Source organism: Promicromonospora sp. NPDC059942, from assembly GCF_042731755.1.
Lineage (GTDB): Bacteria > Actinomycetota > Actinomycetes > Actinomycetales > Cellulomonadaceae > Promicromonospora.
In genome coordinates this window covers 1-2952 of record NZ_JBHWLR010000052.1, presented here as the reverse complement: position 1 = coordinate 2952, position 2952 = coordinate 1, and the positions used below count along the sequence as shown (strand labels likewise).

At 72.4% G+C, this 2952-nt stretch carries 6 protein-coding genes; all 6 read right to left on the bottom strand.

Features of this window, described 5'->3' with window-relative positions:
• Positions 1–372: DNA-formamidopyrimidine glycosylase family protein (locus ACFV9Q_RS29235; RefSeq protein ID WP_377237310.1), on the bottom strand; the 372-nt coding region annotated here is incomplete at its 3' end.
• Positions 365–1171: a ribonuclease III gene (gene rnc, locus ACFV9Q_RS29230; RefSeq protein WP_377237311.1), complete on the bottom strand. Its 807-nt coding sequence runs from the start codon at positions 1169–1171 to the stop codon at positions 365–367. The genes rnc and ACFV9Q_RS29235, both read right to left, overlap by 8 nt.
• Positions 1172–1217: 46 nt before the next feature.
• Entirely contained in the window at positions 1218–1412 is a 195-nt protein-coding gene (rpmF, locus tag ACFV9Q_RS29225; RefSeq protein ID WP_108495103.1) for a 50S ribosomal protein L32, read from the bottom strand.
• Positions 1413–1414: 2 nt separating this feature from the next.
• Positions 1415–1930 (bottom strand): YceD family protein, encoded by a 516-nt coding sequence (locus ACFV9Q_RS29220; protein ID WP_377231947.1) that lies wholly within the window; start codon positions 1928–1930, stop codon positions 1415–1417.
• Between the two features lie 224 nt (positions 1931–2154).
• Positions 2155–2667 carry a pantetheine-phosphate adenylyltransferase gene (gene coaD / locus ACFV9Q_RS29215; RefSeq protein WP_377237309.1) on the bottom strand — a complete coding sequence of 171 codons (513 nt, stop codon included), beginning with the start codon at positions 2665–2667 and terminating at the stop codon, positions 2155–2157.
• On the bottom strand, positions 2664–2952 hold a 289-nt coding region (locus ACFV9Q_RS29210), incomplete at its 5' end, for an RsmD family RNA methyltransferase (RefSeq protein WP_377237308.1). The genes coaD and ACFV9Q_RS29210, both read right to left, overlap by 4 nt.

The following is a 2952-nucleotide window of genomic DNA, read 5'->3' as shown; positions in this document are numbered from 1 at the left end:
CACGAGGAGCTGGCCCGACATCCCGAGGTGCGCCAGCAGCGCGGCCGCGGGACGGGGCTCGGCGGGGGCCGCGGGCCCGGCGGGCTCGGCCGCCCGAGCGGAGTTCGCCGACAGCGCCGCGGCGGGCGTCGGCGCCTGGGCCTGGGCCGTCGACGGGACCGCAGGCTCCGTCAGCGGCAGCCAGAGGAACTTGCCGCGGCGCACCGCGGCCGCCAGGCGCCGTCCGGTGAGCTGGTCGCGGAAGGAGTCCGGGCCGCCGTCGTGCCTGCGGACGCTGTACTCGCGGAAGACCTCGACCTCGCGCACCACGGCGCCCACGACGAGCCGGTCGAGACCGTCCCGGACGGTCTCGACCTCGGGGAGCTCAGGCACCGGCGGCCGGCGCCTTGCTCGCGTCAGACGTGCCCGCGTCAGACGTGCCCGCGTCGGACTTACCCGCGTCAGCCTTGCTCCCGGCCGCCTTGTGCGCGGCCGACGCGTCGGCGCCGTCGGTCTTGTCGGGCATCGGGAACCTCTCCAGCAGGGCCCGGTAGGTCTCCTCCGCGGCGCCCTGCTCGGCGTGCTTCTTCGCGGTGCCGGAACCCGACCCGTAGGTGACGCCGTCGATCACGACGGTCGAGTGGAAGACGCGCGCGTGCTCGGGCCCCTCGAACGTGGCGATGTAGTCGGGGGCGCCCAGGCCGCGCTCGGCGGACGCCTCCTGCAGGGAGGTCTTCCAGTCCAGGCCCGCGCCCAGCCCGGCGGCGACGTCGAGCGTCGGGTCCACCAGCCGGTGCACCAGCTTGCGCGAGGTCTCCAGGCCGTGCGACAGGTAGGTGGCGCCGATCAGCGCCTCGACCGTGTCGGACAGGATCGAGTCCTTCTCGAAGCCGCGCGTGCGGATCTCGCCCTTGCCGAGCAGCACGTACTTGCCCAGGCCGAGGGTGCGCGCGATCGCGGCGAGCGCACGCTGCGACACCGTGGCGGCGCGCATGCGCGCCAGGTCGCCCTCCGACTGGTCCGGGTGGCGCCGGTACAGCGCCTCGGTGACCACGAGCCCCAGCACCGTGTCGCCCAGGAACTCCAGGCGCTCGTTGGTGGGGATGCCCCCGGCCTCGTGCGCGAACGACCGGTGGGTCAGTGCCAGCACAAGAAGCTCGGGGTCCAGATGGACCCCGAGCTTCTCGAGCAGCGCGGTAGGTTCCGGCCTTGCCGGGGCCGTCCCGCCCTTGGCCACGTCAGCCCGCGTGAACGGTCTTCAGGGCGTCGCGGTAGGTGCGACCCTTGTAGGTACCGCACGTCGGGCACGCCGTGTGGGGCAGCTTGTTGCCCTGGCACTGCGGGCAGGTCGTGAGGGTCGCTGCGGTGGTCTTCCACTGCGAGCGACGCGCACGGGTGTTGCTGCGCGACATCTTGCGCTTCGGAACAGCCACGGCTAGCTCTCTTTCGTCTCGTCCGACACGCTCGTAGGTTCGAGCATGCTCTGTAGCGCCGACCAACGAGGGTCGACCACGTCATGGTGATGACCGGGGTCATCCGCCAGGCGGGCTCCGCACTCGGAGCACAGGCCCGGGCAGTCCTCCCGGCACAACGGTTGAAATGGTAGTGCAGTCACGACCGAATCCCGAAGCGAGGGCTCCAGGTCGGCCATGTCGTCCTCCAGCACGGACTCCTCGTCCTGGACGTCGTCGTCCCCCGCCTCGGCCGACGCGGCGGCCTTCTCGGGATAGGCGAACAGCTCGGTGACGTCGACCGTGATCTCACGGGAGATGTCGTCGAGGCAGCGGCTGCACTCGCCCTTGACCGTGCCGCGGACGGTGCCGGAGACCAGCACGCCCTCCATCACGGACTCGAGCCTCAGGTCCAGCTCCAGGTCAGAGCCTTCCGGGATACCGATCACGGCGGTGCCGAGGTCCGACGGCGCCTGCACGGTCAAGCTGTGCGTACGCATCGTTCCGGCACGCCGAGAGAGCTCGTGCGTGTCGAGCACGAGCGGCGATTTCGGTTCGCGGGAGATAACAGGCTCCGATAGGGCAGAACGAGGACAGCGTCCGGATGGACGATGAGGGGGGTGGACCGGCTCTCAGCCTCGCAGAGGAGGCTGACGCCAGGGGCCAAAAAGCAATCCTACGACATGGAACGGGCGGTACGCGCGCCTGTGCGGGGTGACGGGGCTCACGAGCCCGCGGCGGGCTGCCCCAGCGCGGCCCGCAGGGCCTCCGTGACTCCCGCCGGGACCAGGTCGTCGACCGGCCCACCGTGCCGCACGATGTCCTTGACCAGCGACGACGCGACGTGCGCGTACCGCTGGTCGCCCGGCAGGAAGATCGTCTCGACGCCCGACAGGTGCCGGTTCATGAGCGCCATCGGCTGCTCGGCGTCGAAGTCCCCGCCGCCGCGCAGGCCCTTGACGACGGCGACCGCGCCGATCTCCCGGCAGAAGTCCACGAGCAGCCCGGGCACGACGGCGACCCGCACCCGGGCCAGCTGCGGCTCGGTCTCGGCCGCGGACGCCAGGGCCGCGCGCACGAGGCCGGCGCGCGTCTCGAGGTCCAGCAGGCCGGACTTGCCGGGGTTCTTCGCGACGCCGACCACGACGTCGTCGAACATCGTGGTGGCGCGGCGGACCACGTCGAGGTGGCCGAGCGTGATGGGGTCGAACGACCCGGGGCAGACGACGGTGGTCACGCGCCCACGCTATCCGACGGCGCGGTGCCCTCGTCGTCGGGTGCGGGACGCGACGGCTCCGCGTAGTGGACCGCCGTCTCGCCGTAGTCCTTGCGCGCGAACGGGGCCAGGCCCTGGGGCCAGGCGGGTTCCGGGGTGCGGGTCGAGCGCTCGACGACCACGACGGCGCCGTCGGCGAGCACCCCCGGCGTCGCGAGGTGCGTCAGGACGACGGCGAGGTCGTCCTCGGCGAGGTCGTAGGGCGGGTCGAGGAACACGAGGTCGAGCCCGCCGGCCGCGCCGGTG

Excerpts from the sequence above, each read along its gene's own strand:
- ACFV9Q_RS29220 (WP_377231947.1), bottom strand. The coding sequence starts at position 1,930 with ATGCGTACGCACAGCTTGACCGTGCAGGCGCCGTCGGACCTCGGCACC.